General features: G+C 36.3%; 20 protein-coding genes and 2 other annotated features. Of the genes, 1 reads left to right on the top strand and 19 read right to left on the bottom strand.

Translation table 11 applies throughout. The features are described from left to right. Nucleotides 1-239: 239 nt before the first annotated feature. Nucleotides 240-857: a TetR/AcrR family transcriptional regulator gene (locus MKX66_RS24405; RefSeq protein WP_002015467.1), complete on the top strand. Its 618-nt coding sequence runs from the start codon at nt 240-242 to the stop codon at nt 855-857. 41 nt (nt 858-898) lie between these two features. Here MKX66_RS24405 and MKX66_RS24400 read toward each other — a convergent pair whose 3' ends face one another. From MKX66_RS24400 to MKX66_RS24310, 19 genes are all read right to left on the bottom strand, one after another. Then, entirely contained in the window at nt 899-1,984 is a 1,086-nt protein-coding gene (locus MKX66_RS24400) for a M42 family metallopeptidase (RefSeq protein WP_002088917.1), read from the bottom strand. A gap of 69 nt (nt 1,985-2,053) precedes the next feature. After that, on the bottom strand, nt 2,054-2,545 hold the full coding sequence (locus tag MKX66_RS24395; protein WP_002015469.1) for a dUTP diphosphatase: 492 nt from the start codon (nt 2,543-2,545) through the stop codon (nt 2,054-2,056). Between the two features lie 515 nt (nt 2,546-3,060). Beyond that, nucleotides 3,061-3,417 (bottom strand): 50S ribosomal protein L20, encoded by a 357-nt coding sequence (gene rplT / locus MKX66_RS24390; protein ID WP_001138364.1) that lies wholly within the window; start codon nt 3,415-3,417, stop codon nt 3,061-3,063. A 38-nt stretch (nt 3,418-3,455) separates the two neighbouring features. Then, a complete protein-coding gene (gene rpmI, locus MKX66_RS24385) occupies nt 3,456-3,656 on the bottom strand; it encodes a 50S ribosomal protein L35 (RefSeq protein ID WP_001125945.1) in 201 nt (66 codons plus the stop codon). A gap of 21 nt (nt 3,657-3,677) precedes the next feature. Beyond that, nucleotides 3,678-4,181 carry a translation initiation factor IF-3 gene (infC, locus tag MKX66_RS24380; protein WP_002015470.1) on the bottom strand — a complete coding sequence of 168 codons (504 nt, stop codon included), beginning with the start codon at nt 4,179-4,181 and terminating at the stop codon, nt 3,678-3,680. A gap of 63 nt (nt 4,182-4,244) precedes the next feature. After that, nucleotides 4,245-4,365 (bottom strand) — a sequence feature (ribosomal protein L20 leader region). A gap of 206 nt (nt 4,366-4,571) precedes the next feature. After that, complete coding sequence (thrS, locus tag MKX66_RS24375; protein ID WP_002034275.1) at nt 4,572-6,509, bottom strand: threonine--tRNA ligase; 1,938 nt, start codon at nt 6,507-6,509, stop codon at nt 4,572-4,574. Between the two features lie 48 nt (nt 6,510-6,557). Continuing rightward, nucleotides 6,558-6,785: a binding site (T-box leader), on the bottom strand. A gap of 31 nt (nt 6,786-6,816) precedes the next feature. Continuing rightward, the gene (ytxC, locus tag MKX66_RS24370) at nt 6,817-7,698 is read right to left on the bottom strand and encodes a putative sporulation protein YtxC (protein WP_061673936.1); all 882 of its coding nucleotides are present in this window, start codon (nt 7,696-7,698) and stop codon (nt 6,817-6,819) included. A gap of 389 nt (nt 7,699-8,087) precedes the next feature. Continuing rightward, a complete protein-coding gene (gene dnaI, locus MKX66_RS24365; protein WP_002015473.1) occupies nt 8,088-9,026 on the bottom strand; it encodes a primosomal protein DnaI in 939 nt (312 codons plus the stop codon). A gap of 33 nt (nt 9,027-9,059) precedes the next feature. Beyond that, a complete protein-coding gene (locus tag MKX66_RS24360; RefSeq protein ID WP_002015474.1) occupies nt 9,060-10,466 on the bottom strand; it encodes a replication initiation and membrane attachment family protein in 1,407 nt (468 codons plus the stop codon). A 145-nt stretch (nt 10,467-10,611) separates the two neighbouring features. Then, the gene (gene nrdR, locus MKX66_RS24355; protein WP_001203686.1) at nt 10,612-11,073 is read right to left on the bottom strand and encodes a transcriptional regulator NrdR; all 462 of its coding nucleotides are present in this window, start codon (nt 11,071-11,073) and stop codon (nt 10,612-10,614) included. Between the two features lie 196 nt (nt 11,074-11,269). Beyond that, nucleotides 11,270-11,653 carry an adenosylmethionine decarboxylase gene (gene speD / locus MKX66_RS24350; protein WP_002003660.1) on the bottom strand — a complete coding sequence of 128 codons (384 nt, stop codon included), beginning with the start codon at nt 11,651-11,653 and terminating at the stop codon, nt 11,270-11,272. A gap of 385 nt (nt 11,654-12,038) precedes the next feature. Continuing rightward, a complete protein-coding gene (locus MKX66_RS24345; protein WP_341087278.1) occupies nt 12,039-13,067 on the bottom strand; it encodes a glyceraldehyde-3-phosphate dehydrogenase in 1,029 nt (342 codons plus the stop codon). 109 nt (nt 13,068-13,176) lie between these two features. Further along, entirely contained in the window at nt 13,177-13,779 is a 603-nt protein-coding gene (gene coaE / locus MKX66_RS24340; protein ID WP_002034278.1) for a dephospho-CoA kinase, read from the bottom strand. A 53-nt stretch (nt 13,780-13,832) separates the two neighbouring features. Next, complete coding sequence (gene ytaF, locus MKX66_RS24335) at nt 13,833-14,465, bottom strand: sporulation membrane protein YtaF (protein WP_002034279.1); 633 nt, start codon at nt 14,463-14,465, stop codon at nt 13,833-13,835. A gap of 72 nt (nt 14,466-14,537) precedes the next feature. Then, a complete protein-coding gene (gene mutM, locus MKX66_RS24330; protein ID WP_341087276.1) occupies nt 14,538-15,368 on the bottom strand; it encodes a DNA-formamidopyrimidine glycosylase in 831 nt (276 codons plus the stop codon). Nucleotides 15,369-15,380: 12 nt separating this feature from the next. Next, nucleotides 15,381-18,014, bottom strand: a complete 2,634-nt coding sequence (polA, locus tag MKX66_RS24325) for a DNA polymerase I (protein ID WP_341087274.1) — start codon at nt 18,012-18,014, stop codon at nt 15,381-15,383. 284 nt (nt 18,015-18,298) lie between these two features. After that, a complete protein-coding gene (gene phoR, locus MKX66_RS24320) occupies nt 18,299-20,062 on the bottom strand; it encodes a sensory box histidine kinase PhoR (RefSeq protein WP_002129354.1) in 1,764 nt (587 codons plus the stop codon). Continuing rightward, a complete protein-coding gene (gene phoP / locus MKX66_RS24315; RefSeq protein ID WP_002015484.1) occupies nt 20,055-20,774 on the bottom strand; it encodes a two-component system response regulator PhoP in 720 nt (239 codons plus the stop codon). Before phoP ends, phoR begins: the two co-directional genes overlap by 8 nt. A 164-nt stretch (nt 20,775-20,938) precedes the next feature. Beyond that, nucleotides 20,939-21,175 (bottom strand): hypothetical protein, encoded by a 237-nt coding sequence (locus tag MKX66_RS24310; protein WP_341087273.1) that lies wholly within the window; start codon nt 21,173-21,175, stop codon nt 20,939-20,941. Between the last annotated feature and the right edge of the window lies 1 nt (nt 21,176).

Genomic DNA, 21,176 nt, shown 5'->3' with positions numbered 1-21,176 from the left:
GTTTATATTGTTTAATTGTTAATTATATTAACCTTTAAACAAAAAAAGCACACCTTTTACGACGCAAACTATGTTTTGTCTGCATCCTAGCGGTGCTGATTTCTAAAGGACTATCGTTTATAATTATAAATAATTATCCCGAATCTACAACCAACAATTTAAACCTATATGTTGTTTAAACAACATCACACTATACATGTGTTGTTTAAGGTTAAAAAATTAAACGAGGTGAAGTAAAAATGTCTATTAAAAATACAAATGATCCACGTGTAAAACGAACAAGACAACTCATACAGGATGCTTTTGTCGCTTTAGTAGGCGAAAAGGGCTTCGAAAATGTAACTGTGCAACATATCGCGGAACGCGCTCCTGTAAATCGTGCTACATTTTATAGCCATTACCATGATAAATATGATTTATTAGAAAAAAGCATAGAAGAAATGTTAGAAAAACTAGCTGCAGTAATTAAACCACAAAATCGAAATAAAGAAGATTTTCAGCTCACTTTTGATTCACCGCATCCAACTTTTTTAGCTTTGTTTGAGCATATCGCAGACAATACTAATTTCTATAACGTTATGCTCGGCGATAAGGCAGCTGGAAACTATTCTTATAAAATGATGAAAACAATTCAAACACATTTAACATTAAGCCTATCTATTTCCCAGCCAGATGATGAAGACCTTATGGTCCCTCGTGATATTCTTATTAGTTATGTTACAGGCGCTCATATCGGAATGATTATGTCATGGTTAAAAAGAGGCATGATTTATACCCCACATTTCATGGCAATGCAATTAACTCGCTTAATTATTTTAGGAGCTCATACTGCAGCAGGATTAGAAAGACCGTTTTAAAAATGAAAAAAGCGAAGGAGGTTATCCTTCGCTTCTTTCTATTAATTAAATGTAATGTTATGTACAGCCTCTTTATCAAGACGTTTAATAACTTCTACAATTAACTTCACTGCGTTTTCATAATCATCACGATGTAACATCGCTGCATGAGAATGAATGTAGCGTGTCGCAATCGTAATTGCCATAGATGGGATACCATTTACAGAAATGTGAATTGCTCCTGCGTCCGTTCCCCCGCCCGCTACAGAATCATACTGATATGGAATTTGTAATTCATCCGCAACATCAACAACGAAATCACGTAAACCTGTATGACCAATAACCGAAGCATCATATAGAATGATCTGCGGACCATCACCCATTTTACTTTGTGCTTCTTTTGCCGTTACACCTGGTGTATCACCAGCAATACCTACATCTACTGCGAATGCGATATCTGGCTTAATATAGTTTGCAGATGTTTTCGCACCACGAAGACCAACTTCTTCTTGTACAGTCCCAACGCCGTATACAACGTTTGGATGCTTTTCATCTTTTAATTGTTTTAATACGTCAATTGCAATTGCACAACCAATTCGGTTATCCCATGCTTTTGCAAGTAACATCTTTTCATTCTTCATCACTTGGAATTCGAAGTACGGTACAACTTGATCTCCTGGTCGTATGCCCCACTCCATCGCTTCTTCTTGGCTAGAAGCACCAATATCGATGAACATGTCTTTAATTTCAACTGGCTTTTTACGAGCTTCTGGAGGTAAAATGTGCGGTGGTTTTGAACCAATTACACCTGTTACATCTCCTTTACGCGTTACAATCGTTACGCGCTGTGCAAGCATAACCTGCGACCACCAGCCACCCACCGTTTGGAAACGAAGGAAGCCTTTGTCATCAATTTGCGTAATCATAAATCCGACTTCATCTAAATGACCTGCAACCATAATTTTCGGGCCGTTTTCTTCCCCAACTTTTTTCGCAACTAAACTTCCTAAATTGTCAGTAGAAAGTTCATCTGCAAACGGCTCAATATATTTCTTCATTACTTCACGTGGTTCGCGCTCGTTACCCGCAATACCGCGTGCGTCTGTTAATTCTTTTAGCATTGTCAATGTCTCGTCTAATTTTATCATTGCCAACACCCTCCTTTTTCTTCAGTCACTTTATTATACAAAAGGAAATTGAAATATTCAAAAATTAAATTAGTATCCTTGTGTTTGACGCTGATGATTTACTTCATTTTTATCTAAATATGCTTTTTCAATTTCATCTTGTTCAAATTCAAGCGCTTGTCCAAGGCGAAGATAGCTTGTAAATAGTTCAATATAGTTCGTAATAGAAGGTTGATCTGTAAAACGAATTACTTTCGCATATGTGTCTAAGAAAATTTCCACTTGTGTTTTATTCGTTTGCGCACATTTATAGAATAAGAAGTTTTTATCAATTCCTAAATCGATTCCGATTGATAAAATAAAATGTAAACCATCTACGTATTCTTCTAATATTACTTCACGTTCTGAAGCTGGTTTATTGCTCCAATATTTAAAACAACGTGTTTCATTTGCAAGTTCTCCAATTTCTACAAGAAGAGCTAACATTTTTTCTTTTAACAATTTTTTCGGTTGTAAGTCATGTTCTTTCACAATACGGTCATCTAATTCTTTTTGTAATTTAAATAGTTGTAGTAAGTCCATTCTATTGTCCTCCTCCAACATCGCATTTTCCGCAACAATGTTGTTTCATCTCAAAGTTCATTATTATTTTTCGTTTCTTATTAACAAGTCAGCTACCTACATCTTTATAAAGATAGCTTGTCCTTAATTTGCAAATACGTTTCAATCATCACTCATAGATTGTTCACTTGATGAAAGCTCCATATCATCTTTCCATTATAGCAGTGTCGTTTCTGCTAGGAAAGATGCACTTCTCACGAATGAGTTCAAATAAAAAAAGTCAGGAGGATTCTCCTGACTTTATATATATATTCTTTTATATCGCTATAGCTTTTATATTGATTTTGTCATATCGATAACGACACATCCGTTAATCTTTCCTACTTTCATGTAAAAGTCTCCTCGTTATCGTTACAAAATTTCTTACAAGCACATCTTAATATACTTGAGCAAGAAATAACGATAATAAGTGGAGGATTTTACAATAAATGCAAATAAAAAAACCTTAGAAGAAAATCTTCTAAGGTTTTAAACAATTAGTTAATGTTGTTTTTTGCAACTGTTGCTAATTCAGCGAAAGCTTTTTCGTCATGAACAGCTAAGTCAGCAAGCATCTTGCGGTTAACTTCGATGCCAGCATTTTTTAAACCGTGCATTAAGCGGCTGTAAGAAAGACCATTCATACGAGCTGCTGCGTTGATACGTGTAATCCATAATTTACGGAAGTCACGTTTCTTTTGACGACGGTCACGGAATGCATACATTAGAGATTTCATAACCTGTTGGTTAGCAACCTTAAATAATGTACTCTTAGAACCGTAGTAACCTTTTGCTAATTTTATAACTTTTTTACGACGTTGACGAGTAACTGTACCACCTTTTACTCTTGGCATAATATTACCTCCTAGTTTGTTCTATATATCAGCCGAACTTATTTTAAGTTGTCAAGCATTTGACGAATGCGTTTGAAGTCACCAGCGCTAACTACACCAGCTTTACGTAGTTTACGTTTAGCTTTTGTAGATTTGTTAGCGAATAAATGGCTTGTGTAAGCGTGAGAACGCTTCAGTTTACCAGATCCAGTCTTTTTGAAACGCTTTGCAGCGCCGCGATGAGTTTTTTGTTTAGGCATAGGTATTTCCTCCTCTATCTATTACTTATCGTTTTTCGGTGCTAAAACTAAGAACATACTACGTCCTTCCATTTTAGGCTTAGATTCAATTGTACTAACTTCAGCACAAGCTTCTGAGAAGCGATCTAAAACACGTTGACCGATTTCTTTATGAGTAATGGCACGTCCTTTAAAGCGAATTGACGCTTTAACCTTGTCGCCTTTCTCTAAAAACTTGACAGCATTACGAAGTTTTGTGTTAAAGTCATGTTCATCAATTGTTGGACTTAAACGAACTTCTTTCATGCTAATTACTTTTTGATTTTTGCGCTGTTCTTTTTCTTTCTTCTGTTGCTCAAAGCGGAATTTACCGTAGTCCATAATGCGGCATACTGGTGGTTTCGCATTTGGAGCAACCAATACTAAATCAAGATTAAGACCTGCAGCTAAGTCTAAAGCGTCATTACGAGACTTGATTCCAAGTTGATCGCCGTTTGCGCCAACTAAGCGTACTTCACGTGCACGAATTTGCTCGTTAATCATCATATCCTTGCTAATAGTAAGCCACCTCCAAGGTTTTCTTAGAATACGTTTTGCAATTGTAGAACCCGAACAAAAAAAGTGCGGGCACACGGCACCCACACTTGTAATATCTTTAGTAAGAAATACATTTACCTGCTAACTGCGAATGCGTCCATCAGGTGAGAAGCGGGTGCTTCTACTTGTCAAAACCATATTCTATTATCCTTGATGAGTTTATCATAGGACATGACGTCTGTCAAGAAGACGCGATGTGTTTTACTAACAACAAGAAATATTGTAACAAACAACCAGCATACTTGCAATACTTTTTTATGATAAGTATTGTTTGGTTATTTTTTCTAGATTTTCTTTTTTATAATACATAAAAAAGCCGCGGTATACCGCGGCTCTTTCTTATCGTTTTCCTTCTACCTTAATCATGTCAACAAACGCATCTAATGCGATTGTTTCTGATTTTTGTTCACCATATTTACGTACGTTAACGCCATTTTCAGTAACTTCATTGTCACCTACTACAAGCATGTACGGAATCTTTTGCATTTGTGCTTCACGGATTTTGTAACCAATTTTCTCTTCACGAGTGTCTAATTCAACACGGATACCAGCACGTCGTAATTCATCTTGTACTTTCTTCGCATAGTCTAAATGTACTTGCGGAGAAACTGGAATTACTTGCGCCTGAACTGGAGCTAACCAAGTTGGGAATGCGCCTTTGTATTCTTCAATTAAGAAGGCTACGAAACGTTCCATAGTTGATACAACACCACGGTGAATTACAACTGGACGATGTTGTTTACCGTCTTCACCAACGTAAGTTAATTCAAAGCGTTCTGGAAGTAAGAAGTCTAATTGTACAGTTGAAAGTGTTTCGTCTTTTCCAAGAGCAGTACGAACTTGAACGTCAAGTTTCGGACCATAGAATGCCGCTTCACCTTCAGCTTCATAGTAATCAAGACCCATTTCATCCATAGCTTCTTTTAACATACCTTGTGCTTTTTCCCACATCTCATCATCAGCATAATACTTTTTAGTATCTGCTGGGTCACGATAAGATAGACGGAATGAATAGTTTTCTAAACCGAAATCTTTGTACACTTCTAACGTTAAGTTTACAACACGTTTTAATTCTTCTTTAATTTGATCTGGACGAACGAAAATGTGCGCATCATTTAAAGTCATTCCGCGTACACGTTGTAATCCAGATAATGCTCCAGACATTTCATAGCGGTGCATTGTTCCAAGTTCCGCAATACGGATTGGTAATTCACGGTAGCTGTGAATATCGTTTTTATAAACCATCATATGGTGAGGGCAGTTCATTGGACGAAGAACTAACTCTTCATTATCCATTTCCATTGATGGGAACATGCCATCACGGTAATGGTTCCAGTGACCAGAAGTTTCATAAAGCTCTCTACTTCCTAATACTGGAGTGTATACGTGATCATAGCCTAAGCTTGCTTCTTTATCAACGATGTAACGCTCGATAATACGGCGAATTGTTGCACCTTTTGGTAACCAAAGTGGTAAACCTTGTCCTACTTTTTGGCTATTAGTAAATAGTTTTAACTCTTTACCTAATTTACGGTGATCGCGCTCTTTCGCTTCTTCAAGCATACGTAAGTGCTCATCTAATTCTGCTTTCTTAACGAATCCAGTACCGTAAATACGTTGTAACATTTTATTATTGCTATCGCCGCGCCAGTAAGCACCAGCAACACTTAATAATTTAAACACTTTAATCTTCCCTGTAGATGGAAGGTGAACACCACGGCAAAGGTCGAAGAATTCGCCTTGCTCATAGATTGAAATAACTGCATCTTCTGGAAGATCGTTAATTAAATCTAATTTTAACTCATCGCCGATTTCCTCAAAGCGACGAAGTGCTTCTGCACGTGGTACTTCATGACGAACGATTTCTAAGTTTTCGTTCACGATTTTTTGCATTTCTTTTTCGATTTTCTTGAAGTCTTCAACTGTAATTGCTTCTTCCATATCAATATCGTAGTAGAAGCCATTTTCGATTACTGGACCAATGCCAAGCTCAAGCTTAACATCTTTATATAAACGTTTTAACGCTTGTGCTAAAAGGTGAGCTGTTGAGTGGCGTAAAATATATAAGCCATCTTCAGAATCTAATGTAATAATAGAAACTGCACCATCTTCTTCGATTGGTGTAACAAGATCGATCATCTCATCGTTTAATTTTCCAGCCACAGCTTTTTTCTTTAAGCCTGGGCTAATAGAAGCTGCGATTTCTTCAGTTGTTACTCCTTTTGGAAACTCCTTCACAGCTCCATCAGGGAAAGTAATTTTAACTACATCTGCCATCACTGGTCACTCCTCTTTTTTTTCAAAATAAAAAACACTCATCCCATAAAAAGGGACGAGTGTTGAATTCGTGGTTCCACCCTTGTTCCAATTAACCTTATTGTTAATTGCTCAAGTTCAACATAACGGTGTTGTCCGTTAGCAATTACTAGAAAAACGTTCACTGCTAAAGTTTAGAGGTGGTAAGTAATAATCCCGTACTAGGAAGCTCGCACCCTAAGGCTTCCCTCTCTGAAAATCGTAGATAACTACTCATGTCCTCATCATGACATTTCAATATATTTCATTTATGTAGGTAATTATATGCTCAAAAACTTAGAAAATCAAGGGCGTTACCTTTATTTTTTAAATTTTTCACATTGCGCTCAAACTCATGTAATCCATGTAGTTGCACTCGTTCCTGAAATACATTTCGCAAAGTAATAATCATATTATGATCTTGTTCTTTCGTATATAAATAAATCTTTTTCGGCGAAATAGAAAGAAGTGGTGCAATTACTTTCGTATCGATATATACATCTTGTTTCTTTAATAATTCTTCATCTATATATTGAACCAATTTCTCCTGTTTTAAACGCCTACCTTTATCATCATAGAAAATAAAACTTTCATCAAAAATAAGATGTACACAGGACAAACGTGATTTCCGGCTACTTACTTGTTGGCGAAGTGTCTCAATGAATATTTGGTATTCCTGCTCCATCTTATACTCATCAATTGCAACTTCAGCAAGCTTAGTTACCATTTCCCTATATGTACGAAGACGAAAACGAACGTATGATGAAAACGAGAATGAGAGCGGATCACAAAGCCAATCATTCAAAGACGACGCAATATAAGATTCAAATTTTTGACGTGTTAAATCACTAGATACTCCTTTTCTTCTTTCCTTTAAAATCTCATGTGCCATATGCAATATTTGATGACACTCTTCTTGTTCTTCATAAAAAAACTTTTCCTTTAAAATGGTATGAATCCATTCATTTTGTTTCACATTCATAATGAAATATAGTAATACTGGCAATAAAATCTTTTCAATATAATTTGATTCACATAATGGTATATGAATAACAACCTTTTGTTCGTTTAAATATACACTTGTTTCCTTATATAAGGATTCTGTTCTTTTCGTTAGTTGTCTGTATACGTACACAGCATCATTTTTTTCTTCGAAGCAAATTTCAATCACTTTTGTCCCCCCTTTTATCCCCGCTCTAAAGGATTGCATCTATACGTTACAAATCCTATAAGAGTCCGATCTATGGAAGTTCACTCTTAGTAGAAACCTATCTCCCATTGTTAGAACATCCACTCGATATGGCTTGCTAATTTTATATATATTAAGGGAGGGAGAAAAAAATGATACAAGCTACTCTGAAAAAATGATTAAAATAAAGTGAAACTTTAATCAGTGGAGGTTTTGTCCATCGTTCACTGATTATTAGCCCGCACCAATCGGGCTTTTACGGGCAGCAGGGCTCCCACCTAACTTCTTTGCTTTACAGCCGAATTTTGAGGTGGGAGTCTTACTGCCCGCCAATAGCGGGATAAAAAAGAGCAAGCTTCTCAGCTCGCTCTTTACTTATTACGACGATTCTTCCCGCCAATTGGGATTGGCTTCGCTAAATATTTAATTCGTTCCATAATACGGGCCGCTTTCATCTCTTCTGCTTCACCGCGCTGTGTATACGTTAAATGATGTTCCAACTGTTTGAAATCAAAGTTAGATGTAAAGAACGTCGGTAAGTTTTCCAACATACGGAATTGCAAGATTGCACCGAGTACATCATCACGTACAAAACTTGACATCGCTTCTGCCCCGATATCATCTAACATTAATACTTGTACACGTTTGACAGCATCAATCTTTCCGCTAATCGAATTATCTTGAATCGAACTTTTGATTTCACGTAAAAATTCAGGGAAGTATACGAGCATCGAACTAATTTTCTTTCGCGCAAGCTCATTTGCAATTGCCCCTAAAAGATATGTTTTCCCTACACCAAATTTACCGTACAAATATAAACCTTGTGCTTTTTTACCTGGTTCATATGTGTTTAAAAATTCATTCGTTGCACCTATTGCATCAATACGTGCATCTAAATCTGAAGGGTCTAAATTTTCCATAGTTGCCTGCAAAATGTCAACTGGCATATATACACTTTGAACGAGTTTTTCATATTTTTTTCTCTCATCATATGCTACTTTTCTAATACAACGATCGTATTGAATATCAATCATCTTACCTTGAATGACGAGCTTCGGCTCATATCCTTGTAGCATATTTTTACATGACCCTAAATCTGGACAATCCGCACACCCTACACTTTGTCCAATATATTCATATAACTTCACAAGACTTCGTTCAATCATAGAAGTCGTTACTTCACCTTTATGTTCGTCTATAAATTCTTTCACACGAGGGTGCGCCATCACTTCTGCCTTTAAGACTTCATATCTATTTTTAAAGTTTTTATTTTCCATTAATTTCGTAAATGAATTTTGAATATGCTCCATTTTCTCACCTCAAAGAGCGTTCATTTTCTTTTATTAATCACGCTTATATTTTTTCAATACTTCTTCTAATCGTTTCCGTTCATCTTCTAACGTACTTGCATCTTTTTTCGCACTTACGTCATTTTTCACAGGTTCTTTCTCTTCTTCTTTCGACTCTTCTTTAAGCCAATCTGGTACCATTTCTTTTCGCACTGTTTTCTTCGCTGTACGACCTTTTTTCTTCGTCTCAGCCCACTCTTGATATTGACGATTCTCTTCTTTCGCTAGCGCCATCGCCTCGCCTACTGTACCAACCTTTTTTCGCGCCCAATGTCCAGCAATCTTCTCGACATACGTTTTAGCAAGCTTCATATCTGAGCGTAGCATAACGTAATAAATAAGTACATTCACAACCCCTGGCGTTAACTTTTGATTTATCATTACATCCTCAACGATTTGCAAGTCCGCTTTCGTCGCCTCTGCACCGCCTGAAATCTCTTTCAATAGTTGTTTTGGCGAGATTTCCTCTAACTGTTTCATTAGCATCTCTTCTTGCGTAGATGGCTCTTTCTCTTTCATTGTACGAGCAGCATGAGGTTGCACTCTTTCACTTAATACAGGTAACGCTTGACCATTTTCGAATTGATACCAATCGCGTGCTCCCTTCCGAAGCCTTTCGATATCAATTGTTTGCACTTCTGTCACTGCGCCAAGAACGATATTTTGCATCGATAACACATCCACACCGTACACATAAGCGAGTGTAATAACACATTCTCTCACTTGATCTGTAATCGCCTTTTTAGGAACAAGGGCTGATAGTCCGTCTACAAATAAAGAGAAATCAAAGAAATCGTTCCAAACTTTCGGAGCATCCCCATTCTCGTTACTTGGCATAATTGTCGTTTTCGGGATACGCAGTTCTTCTTGCGCATATTCAAACTGACCTGGGTTAAACGAATCAAATATATCGTTGAAGGAGCGCGTAACATTTTCATAAGAAGCAAAATCGAATTCTTCTTCTAAGAAATATTGCTTTACTTGGTTGTATTTTGTCCGACTCAAGCGATTATATAAAAAGATACTTAAAACAATATCATCAAAAAACTGCTTCGGAGATAAAGGTGGTTGCAATTCATATATAAACATCCGAATATCTTTTTCTTTCTTAATATATACATTTAAAAGACCAATCGCTTCTAACTTTACTCGTTCCCCATATATTTCAGGAAGTTGCATTTGCATAGTCACCATAAGGGAGTGATGTGTATTCTCTTTTCCAAACACACGATCTTGCTCTAACTCTCCCCATAGTGTCATGTACAAGCTAAAAGCTCTACTACCTATTAACGGCTGATACAACATCGTTAATACTTTCCGGTCGTAATTATGTAACAACCCTTTCGCACTTACTTTATAACGATCAATCGGCAATAGCTCCATCCATGACTGTTTTTCCATTCTTGCTTTTCCTTTCTCTCATCCAATCTAGCCTACATTTCACTCGTTCTATCTTTATTATATAATTTATTAGCGAAAAAGAGCTATTAGCTTCCGCTTCTAGCTCTCTTATCTCGTTTACTTACAGTATATAAAGAGATTCCTTCTACTCTCTCTCTTTTTGCAGTATATCTTTTAATTCTTCAATAAATACATTTAAATCTTTAAATTGACGATACACAGAAGCAAAACGTACGTAAGCAACATCATCAATATCACGAAGTTCTTCCATAACAATTTCACCAATCATATCACTTTTCACTTCTGATATACCTAAGTTACGAAGTTCACGCTCCACACTTTGTGTTACTTCCTCTAACTGCCTTAAAGATACAGGTCTTTTTTCACACGCTTTAATTAAACCGCGTAAAATTTTCTCTTTATTAAACTCTTCTCGTGTTCCTTCTTTTTTAACAACGATAAGAGGTGATTCTTCTACTCTTTCAAATGTCGTAAAGCGACTTAAACAACTTTCACACTCTCTTCTTCTTCGAATAGAGCGCCCCTCGTCTACCGGACGCGAATCTAACACTCTTGTTCCATTATGAAAACAGGATGGACAACGCAATTCATTCACTCCTTTACACTATAATCTTTATTCTTTCGCTACTCACCTACATGTGAAAATATATATACAATATTATATAACTCATTCTTCTATAATGACCACTCTAAGTTATTACATATCGTGATCCTATTTTATATAAACTAAAAAAGAGGTGCATTATACACCTCTTTACATTTTAAATCAATTATGTTCTTTTTTAAAGAGCTTTTGTTTCTCTCTGCTTAATTTCGAAGCTACCAGTGCCTCGAGGAAGCTCGATGCTCTCACGCGTTTTCGCGTTTAAACCTTCTGCAATATATTCTGCAGCAACATTTGGATCAATACGATCCCCACAAGTATAAACATCAATACTTGCGTAACCGTGCTCCGGAAAGCTATGAATTGTTAAATGTGATTCCGAGATAATTACTACTCCACTTACACCTTGTGGTGCAAATTTATGAAAAGCAACCTCACGTACTTCAGCACCAGCTCTTAGTGCTGCATCCACAAATAATTGTTCAATATACGGCATGTCATTAAGCTTGTCGAAATCGCAATCCCAAAGTTCAGCAATCACGTGACGACCCATCGTATCCATAGTATCCATTCTACAGTTCCCCCTTGTAAATTTATTCTAACTGTTCGAATTGAAAACTAATTTGCAATTTGGCTTGCTCCACTACCACGGGGGAAAGTTAGTCCAGAGAGGTCCTAACCCTTTAAGTAGTGACTACGTACCTCAGCTCTTAAGTTTACGAGTGTTAGTATACTTTGTTTATTTTCATTTTGCAACAACAGTTTTTTCGATTTTCTGTCATATTTTCCTCTTTACTTTTCCCTAAAAAAAATTAATGATTCACGAATACAGTAATCCCAACGTTTCGTGGTATGTCCACTATTTAAAAATATACTTATATAATTTTTTTCCTTTTCAGAAAAAAATAAAAAAGAGGGCAAATTTTCACTTGCCCTCTCTCGTTCACTTAAATATGTTGCACATTTTTTTGTTTCGCTAATTCATCAACAACTAACGTTACAAGATCTACAACACGACGAGAGTAGCCCCACTCGTTATCATACCAAGCAAGTACTTTCACTTTACGATCACCCATTACCATTGTAGACAAACCATCAATAATAGCTGAGTGTGTATTTGTATTAAAATCGATAGACACTAAAGGCTCTTCGCAGAATTCTACAATTCCTTTTAATGCACCGTTTGCAACAGTTTTGAACGCTTCATTAATATCTTCAACTGTTACATCACGTTTTACGTCTACTACTAAATCAACAAGAGACACGTTTGGTGTTGGTACACGAAGGGCCATACCATGAAGTTTTCCGTTTAAGTGTGGAAGAACTTTTGCTAGCGCTTTTGCAGCACCCGTCGTTGTTGGAATGATAGACTGTCCGCAAGCACGCGCTCTTCTTAAATCTTTATGTGGGTTATCAATATTTTTTTGGTCATTTGTATAAGCATGAACAGTTGTCATTAAACCGTTTTCAATTCCGAACTGCTCATCTAACACCTTTACAACAGGCGCTAAACAGTTTGTTGTACAAGATGCATTTGAAATAACAGTATGCTTTGTAATATCTAATTGGTCTTCGTTCACACCAACTACGATTGTTATATCTTCATTTTTACCAGGTGCTGTTAAAATAACTTTTTTCGCTCCAGCTTCAACATGAAGAATTGCTTTTTCTTTCGAGTTAAATTTACCAGTTGCTTCAATTACAACTTCAACACCTAGATCTTTCCAAGGCAACTCCTTTGGATCGCGGTTGTTTAAAAGGCGAATCATTTTCCCATCAACTAGTAAGTGATCTTCAAATGCTTCCACTGTTCCGTCAAACTTTCCATGAACTGTATCATATTTAATTAAATGCGCTAACGTTTCTGATGGATAGCTTGCATTTATTGCTACAATTTTGAATACGCTTTCTTTTATTGCTTGACGAAATACCATTCTCCCGATACGTCCAAATCCATTAATTGCCACACGAGTCATAATATGTTATCCCCCTTGAATGCGTTATACTATTTATCTCCAATCCCAATAATAGTATAACACAAAAAGGAGATATGTCACTAAGCATTTTCATTAATTTCACAATTTTTTAATCAATAATGTTCCATTCTTTCAAAATAGAGGCTAATTGTGTTTTCGTTCCAGTAATTGTGCCATCATTATAAATTACTTCATCTGCCTTCTTTACTTTTTCTTCTAATGGCATTTGAGATTGAATACGAGCCTTTGCTTCTTCTTCTGAAAAGTTATTTCGTTTCATTAAACGTTCCAATTGCGTATTCGGTGTGACTGCTACAACTAAAACACGATCAACGAGATTTGTTAATTTACTTTCAAACAAAAGAGGGATATCTAACACAACCGCTTGCATATCTTCTTTTATGTACATCTCCTTTTGTGCATTCATTTCTTCACGCACTGCAGGATGAACAATTTCGTTTAACTGCAATCGTTTTTCTTCATTATAAAAAACGACACTCCCAAGCTTTGGTCGATCAAGCTCTCCATCTTTTTGTAACACTTCCGTTCCAAACACCTCTACAATTTTGTTATATGCCGGTTTTCCTCGTTCTACAACTTCTCGCGCAATAATATCTGCATCAATAACCGGTATACTCATTTCACGAAACATTTCTGATACCGTACTTTTTCCGCTTGCAATGCCTCCTGTTAATCCAATTACTACTGTCATAATAATCCTCCTCACAATATTAAAGGCGCGAAACTAATGTTCCACGCCCATACTTACATTTTCCAAATTCCAATAATAATGAGTAATACCCCAGGCAGGAATGTAAATTTTTGTAACCATTTCATATTTGATAAAATCGTACCGAGCTTCATTCCAATAAATAAAAATAAAGAACTCATAACCGCGACTAATACCGCCATCATCGCGGGTGCATAACCTAATAAAGATGCACCAATTCCAGCACCAAACGAATCTATAGAAAGAGCGATACCGAGAAGTAACGCTTCTCCTGCAGAGATAGTTCCTGATTTATCAAAATCCGCAACTGTCGGCTTCCGCAAAATTTGAATCACTAGCCCGAGTGAAGCAATTTCTAATTTCCAAACCTTCTCCTCTTGCTTCGGTTCTTCTTTTTTATCACTTCGAAAAAATTGATATAATACCCAAATACCAATTCCAATAAGAACAAGCCCACCGATACGCGTTGCGATAACAGGTGAAAATATTTTCGCGATCATATGTCCAATTCCCATGGAAACGAGCATTACAGCTGCTGAACAGATCCCGATAATTATAATTGATCTTAGTGGAATTCTTACGCTTCTTAAACCATATGTTAGCCCTACACTACAGCTATCTAAGCTTAATGTAAAAGCTAATAAAATAAGAGATAAATAAAGGTACATCGGTAAGCTCCTCCCTTATACATAGCCCTGCTGTATGTATATGACAAATGCCTATCCGATGTTATCTCTTTTCTATATTCTCGGCTGACAAATCGGGCAGTAATGCGTTCCTCTTCCGCCAACAACTGTTTTCTCTAATATCGTACCGCAAGTAACACACGGTTCTCCTTTTTTCCCATATACATTTAGAAGTTCTTGGAACGAACCAATTTGTCCTTGTGAATTAATATACGTTCTAATTGTACTTCCGCCTCGCTTAACAGCTTCGCCCAGCGTTGTAACAATCGCCTCGTAAATTCTTTCTATTTCTTCTTCTGTTAAAGATGCAGCTTCTCGTTCTGGATGAATTTGCGAACGGAATAACACTTCATCTACATATATATTTCCAAGCCCTACTAAAAGACGCTGATCTAATAATACGACTTTTATTTTACGATTTGTTTTTTGCAATCTTTCTTGTAAATACTGCGGTGTCAATTCAGCATCAAATGGCTCCGGGCCTAAGTCAGCAAGAGGCATTTGATTCAACTCTTCACCTTTCTTAAAGAGATGCATCGTACCAAACTTTCTCACATCTTTATAATGTAATTCAGTTCCATCTGTAAATAAGAACCGGACGTGCGTATGTTTATCAATCGGCTCATCCTCTTGATGAAGTAAAAACTTACCTTCCATGCGCAAATGTGAAACAATTACATAGTTCGTTACATACAAAAGCAAAAACTTACCTCTTCGCTTTATATTTTCAATTGTCTCGCCTCTTAGCATTTCTTTAAAAATTTCTGCATCATCCGGTCGTTTTACTATTTTGGGATAAGTAATAACGACATCTTCAATCGTTTTTCCTGTTACAAGATTTTCAAGCGTCCGTCTAACGTTTTCAACCTCTGGTAATTCCGGCATTTCATCACGTCCTTATTTCGCATCGTACCAAGTTGGACCGTAAGAATAATCAACTTTCAATGGAACGGCTAGTTCAATTGCATGCTCCATTACTTCAGGTACAAGCTTCTCTAATTTTTCAATTTCTTCTTTTGGTGCTTCAAATATCAATTCATCGTGTACTTGCAGAAGAAGACGTGCTTGTAATCCTTCTTCTTCTAGACGATCTGCCATAATAATCATCGCTTTTTTAATAATATCAGCCGCACTACCTTGAATTGGTGTATTCATAGCTGTACGCTCAGCAAAGCTACGTAAATTGAAATTACGACTCGTAATTTCCGGAATATAACGGCGACGATTTAATAATGTAACCACATATCCTTTTTGTTTCGCATCTTTTACGATTTCATCCATGTATTCTTGTACACCAGGGAAACTTTCTAAATACTTTTCAATAAATTCCGCTGCTGCTTTTCTTGTAATTCCTAAGTTTTGCGAAAGACCATAATCACTAATACCATACACAATTCCGAAGTTAACAGCTTTTGCTTGTCGTCTCATGTTAGATGTTACTTCATCTTTCCCAACACCAAATACATCCATAGCTGTTTTCGTATGAATATCCATGTCATGTTGGAACGCTTCAACTAACCCTGGATCTTTTGCAATGTGAGCAAGCACACGAAGTTCGATTTGTGAATAATCAGCCGCGTACATGATCCATCCTTCTTCTGATGGAACGAATGCCTGACGAATCTTTCTTCCTTCTTCTAAGCGAATCGGGATATTTTGTAAGTTCGGATCTGTTGAACTTAATCGACCTGTTTGCGTTAACACTTGATTAAAACGAGTATGGATTTTAGATGAATCTTCATGTACAACTTTCAATAAACCTTCAATGTAAGTTGAATTTAGCTTTCCTAATTGACGGTAATGTAAAATATTCGGAATAATTTCATGACGATCCATAAGTTTATCTAATACATCCGCCGACGTAGAATAACCTGTTTTCGTCTTTTTAATAACTGGTAAGTTTAAATTCTCAAACAGAATAACCCCAAGTTGCTTCGGTGAATTAATATTAAATTCTGTTCCCGCAAGCTTATAAATTTCCTGTTCCATTTCCTTTAATCTACCTGCAAGTTCTTCTCCCATATTACGAAGACGCTCCGTATCAACTTTTACACCTTTCACTTCCATATCAGCTAATACACGTGCAAGTGGTAATTCTAATTCCGTAAATAATTCATATTGCTCGTTCTTTTTTAATTCTTCTAAGAACGTTTGCTTTACATCATATAATACATGCACTTTACGAGCTACATGCTCCGCTACTACCTCTAGCTCCGGAACAGCACGCTTCGCACCTTTCCCGTAAACTTCTTCGTCAGATTTTACGGCATGCGTTTCTTTCATTTTCGCTACAGTACGGAAATCTTTATCTGTATCGGCTGGATCAAGTAAATAAGCGGCAATTAATAAATCAAAGTCAATCCCTTGAATATCTACACCTTTCCACTTGAGAGCAACGATAGCACGCTTCGCATCAAATGTATGTTTTCTCATTTCTCCATTTGCAAGCCACTCTTTAAAAGCATCCGATTTAAGAGCAACATCGGCCGGAATGAAGTAACAACCATTTTCATTTTGAATACCAAAACCTTGAATATCGGCTTTATGATAATTATCTTCTTGCACTTCAACAATAAGCGCACTATCTTGCTGAAGCATTTCTTCTGCAACTTCTTCTACAATATCAAATGTAATATCATCTAATTCAGCTGGAGCCGTTTCCTCCGGCGTAACACCTAACTTATTTAAAAGGGATGTAAACCCTAAATTCTCGAACATTGGAATCAAATCGCTTGTTTCATACCCTTTATATTCCATATCATCTACATGCACAGTAATCGGTGCGTCTGTAATAATAGTCGCAAGTTCTTTACTCATAAGAGCTTGTTCTTTATTCGCTTCTAACTTTTCTTTTAATTTCTTTCCACTCACTTGATCTAAGTTTTCATATACTGCTTCTACCGTTTCAAATTGCGTTAATAATTTAATTGCTGTCTTCTCACCAACACCTGGTACACCTGGAATGTTATCCGATTGGTCTCCCATTAAACCTTTCATATCGATAATTTGCTTTGGTGATAAGCTATATTTCTCAAATAAAGCTTCTTTCGTATATTCATCTACTTCCGTAATCCCTTTGCGAGGAATACATACGAGTGTATTATCTGAAACAAGTTGCAGTAAATCTTTATCTCCTGAAATAACTTTAACATGAAACCCTTGCTCACTCGCTTCTTTCGCTAACGTTCCCATAATGTCATCCGCTTCATAATTTTCCAGCTCATAACGCGGTACATTGAATGCATCAAGCACCTCACGAATAAACGGGAATTGCTCTGATAACTCAGGTGGAGTCTTTTGACGCCCTCCCTTGTAATCACTATACGTTTTATGACGGAATGTTGTTTTCCCCGCATCAAACGCCACAAGCATATGCGTCGGTTTTTCTTCCTCTAGTATCCTCATTAACATCATTGTAAAACCATAAATTGCGTTCGTATGTATACCTTTGTCGTTATTTAAAAGCGGTAGTGCAAAGAAAGCACGATACGCGATATTATTACCATCTACTAATACGACTTTTTTTTCCAAACTACAAACCTCCCCATACATATTTGAAACAATTTTTTCCACAGAAAAAAACCGTTCCTGTCCTCTCTCTATATTAACATGACTAATAGAGAGAAGAAAAATAACGGTTTTTTTCTATCATATATAAACAGACTTACATTGGCATAAAGGGAAGTGACGAGAATAGCATAACTACTCTCGTCCAAAATTACTCCTTGGATGAAGGGGTTTTCATATATTATATTAACAGAGCTTTATTAATATTTAATTAAGCCATTGTTAATATATTGTAAATATCCTTCATCCTATTTTTCAGTAGCTGATTTTGGTAAAACAACTGTAAATGTTGTTCCTTCCCCAACCTCACTATCCACCGTAATCGTACCTTGATGCGCTTCAACTAAATGTTTTACAATTGATAAACCAAGACCCGTTCCACCCGTATTTCTACTTCTTGCTTTATCCACTCGGTAAAAGCGTTCAAAAATACGTGGGATTTCCTCTTTACTAATACCAATTCCAGTATCAGATACTTTTATATAAGCATTATATTTATCTTCTGCCAATTCAACAGAAACAACGCCTCCAGCCGGTGTATATACAATCGCGTTATTAATTAAATTAATAAAGATTTGTTTCAAGCGGCCTGGATCTCCAATAACGGAAACTCGTTTCAATGCATTCACTTGTAAAGAGATTTCTTTTTCTCCCGCTTTATTATCAAGCACCATATGAATATCTTCAAGAAGTTCCTTCATATCAACGGTCCCCATATTTAGTTTAAACCCTTGTTGCTCGATCTTTGACAAGTCTAATAAATCTTCAATTAATCCTTGCATGCGTTCACTTTCTTTTAAAATAATATGTAAGAAATGTTCGCAGAATTTTTTATTATCCATAGCCCCATCCAAGAGCGTTTCGGAAAAACCTTTAATAGAAGTAATTGGCGTCTTTAGTTCATGAGAAACATTCGCTAAAAAGTCTTTTCTCATTTGTTCTAATTTCTTTAACTCTGTTATGTCATGGAACACAAGAACGATACCTTTCCATTCATGGTTCGTCCCGATAATCGGCGCTCCATATACTTCAAAATGCTTTCGCTCAATTCCAAGCGGCAATAACATTTGTTTACGCACTTTCACTTCTGTCATAAAGATTTCTTCCACAAGCTCAATAATTTCTGTATGATGAAACGATTCATAATATAAGCGATCTAAATATTCTTCATCTGTTACGTGGAAAGTTTCCTTATAAGAACGGTTTACAAGGTTTATATAACCGCGGCTATCAATTAAAATCATTCCACTTCCCATGTTTTCAATTAACGTATGCAGACGATCCTGTTGCATTTCCTGCTCAAGAGTCATCTCTTGTAAATTACGAGCTAAAATATTAATCGCTTTACTCAGCATCCCTGTTTCATCCGAATGACTTTCATAAGCGCGTGCTTTATAATTTCCCTTCGCTAATTCAATGGCAACTTTCGTAACCGATTCAATCGGCCTAATATATTGCCCCGTAATTTTCATACCTAAAAATACGACTACGAGACAAGCGATAACAAATCCTATAATTAATAATCCCCACGTTTTTTGATGTACGTCTTTCAATGGCTCAATTGTACTTTTCACCAAAATATATCCTTGTTTTCCTGCTAGATCTTGAACGAACACCGCATGATAAAATTCATTCTTTTGATCTGTTTCTTGCGTAATCACTTTACTTCGTTGTTTTGCTGCTTCAGAAGAAAGTTCTTTAATCATCTCTTGATTAAATGCAGATGGTTGCCCTCCGCTATATTGAACTTTCTTTTTTTCATCAAAAAATATAATAGAAGCTGGTATTTTTTCTTCTAACTTTTCAAATACATAAGGCTTTTTTAAAACAGCATCAAACCCTTGCTCTTCTGCTAATACCGCAACGTACTGTGTCTCTTTTATCATTCTCTCTTTAGCATGATCTATATAGTAGTTTTCAAATACAGTTTCTAATAATACACCTAGTCCAACTAAAATAAAAACGATAAGAGAAACAAATGTAAAAAGAAGCCTGGAACGAAACTTATTCATCCACTTTTGGCTCCTCTAATTTATAACCTAAACCACGTATCGTTTTAATGTACGTCGGTTTTTTCGTATTTTGTTCAATTTTATCGCGCAAATGGCTAATATGGACATCAACAATTCTTGTATCACCGGCAAAATCATAATTCCATACAGCACTTAATAATTGGTCACGAGTTAATACACGACTTTTATTTTTCGCAAGATAAACAAGTAACTCAAATTCTTTCGGTGTTAATTCCAGTTTCCTTCCTTGGAAGTACGCTTCATAAAACTCCGGTAAAATTTTAAGCTCTGCAATTTTGATGCTCTCTTCATCTGGCGATTCTGAAACTTGTTCTTCCTGCTGTAATTTCGTACGGCGCAAAATCGCCTTCACACGAGCAACAACTTCCCTTGGACTAAATGGCTTCGTCATATAATCATCAGCCCCAAGCTCAAGACCTAGCACCTTATCAAATTCATCATCTTTTGCTGTTAACATTAAAATCGGCGTCATAATACGCTGCAATCGTAATTCTTTACAAACTTCCATACCATCCATTTTTGGAAGCATTAAATCTAATATAATTAAATCTGGGCGTTCTGTAGTCGCTTTTTGAAGCGCCATTTCTCCATCCATTGCTGTAATAACTTCAAACCCAGCTTGTTGTAAATTAAATTCAATTAAAGTTAAGATAAATTCCTCATCATCAACTACTAAAATACGATTGTTCATTCTTTTCCTCCAAGTTATAGACTTGAAACCTTCTTCATCCTAGTATTTTCCCCGTTATTCTCATCATACTAGAAAACAAGGTCTCCCTCAATATAATTGTCTATTCATGGAGCTCGTTTGTACTAGAGTTTCGGAAAATAAAAGCAATCGTAACTTCATTCCCTCTATCCGGTCGCTATCCAAACTTTATAGATGAATCTATCTTTTTTAAACTCTTTTTCCGTATGAACTATAAACTCTCGATTTTGCGCTAGGAAAAACGAAAGAGCATACGCTATTTTATAATCTGGTGTTTCATATCCATCAAATACTTTCCCATACATTTCATTCGCAATTGAATCGGCCCATACTTCAGCTTCTCTTATCTTTTCAAAAATAATGTCTTCCCTCTCCCATTTCACA

The organism is Bacillus sp. FSL R9-9530, from assembly GCF_038008145.1.
GTDB classification, from domain to species: Bacteria; Bacillota; Bacilli; order Bacillales; family Bacillaceae_G; genus Bacillus_A; species Bacillus_A mycoides.
Note: the sequence above shows the minus strand (reverse complement) of the source record. Positions and strands in the feature narration are given on the sequence as shown.